General features: G+C 61.9%; 1 pseudogene. It reads right to left on the bottom strand.

Annotation, left to right across the window (positions count from 1 at the left end):
- Nucleotides 1-643: pseudogene (locus QWI17_RS08875) on the bottom strand (chromosome segregation protein SMC); the annotation flags it as partial.

Raw genomic sequence — 643 nt, 5'->3', positions numbered from 1 at the left:
CCTTGACCCGGCGCGCGTAGCGCCCGACGTTGGCATCGTCCAGCGGCGCATCGACTTCGTCGAGCATGCAGAACGGTGCGGGGTTCAACTTGAAGATGGCAAACACCAGCGCCAATGCGGTCAGTGCCTTTTCGCCGCCGGACAGCAGATGGATGGTGCTGTTCTTCTTGCCCGGCGGTCGCGCCATGATCGTCACCCCTGTATCGAGTAGATCTTCGCCCGTCAGTTCCAGATAAGCGCTGCCACCACCGAAAACTTTTGGGAAAAGTGCCTGTAATCCGGCATTTATCTGATCAAAGGTATCCTTGAAGCGGTTGCGGGTTTCCTTGTCGATCTTGCGAATGACATTTTCCAGGGTCTCCAGCGCCTCCACCAGGTCGGCGTCCTGGGCATCCAGGTAGCGCTTGCGCTCGGATTGTTGCTCGTACTCCTCAATGGCGGCGAGGTTGATCGCACCCAGGCGCTGGATACGCGCCTCGAGTTGCTCCAGCGCCTGTTCGGTGCCCTGCTCGCTGGCATCGGCCTCCAGGGTGGCGAGCACCCCTTGCAGGTCGTAACCGTCGGCCAGCAGCTGCTCCTGCAGGGTCTTGCGCCGCACATCCAGGCCCTGGCACTCCAGCCGCAGCTGCTCCAGCTGGCCGCG

This window comes from Gilvimarinus gilvus (assembly GCF_030518155.1).
GTDB classification, from domain to species: domain Bacteria; phylum Pseudomonadota; class Gammaproteobacteria; order Pseudomonadales; family Cellvibrionaceae; genus Gilvimarinus; species Gilvimarinus gilvus.
Note: the sequence above shows the minus strand (reverse complement) of the source record. Positions and strands in the feature narration are given on the sequence as shown.